Consider the following 229-nt stretch of genomic DNA (forward strand, 5'->3'; position numbering starts at 1 on the left):
AGAAGAACTGGTTCAATTGCAGTCATTCAAATAAATAACAAGAACAGCACAATCCTATCTTTCTAACCTTAAAAAGATTGTGCCTTGTAAGAATAAATAATGAGAAATACATGAATAATTTAAAAATTTTAATTAATAAATTATCTGATCATGCACGTTTATGTCTTGAGAAATCTGCTAATACTTGTATTCATCAGCAAAATTACGAAATCGAAATTGAACATTTTTT

At 26.2% G+C, this 229-nt stretch carries 1 protein-coding gene; it reads left to right on the forward strand.

The window, feature by feature from the left end; all coding sequences use genetic code 11:
- Nucleotides 1–110: 110 nt before the first annotated feature.
- The coding region (locus B4033_RS13655; protein ID WP_414631407.1) for a hypothetical protein at nucleotides 111–229 on the forward strand (119 nt) is incomplete at its 3' end.

Origin of the sequence: Acinetobacter sp. UBA3132, from assembly GCF_002364825.1 — a bacterium.
In the GTDB taxonomy this organism is placed as follows: domain Bacteria; phylum Pseudomonadota; class Gammaproteobacteria; order Pseudomonadales; family Moraxellaceae; genus Acinetobacter; species Acinetobacter schindleri.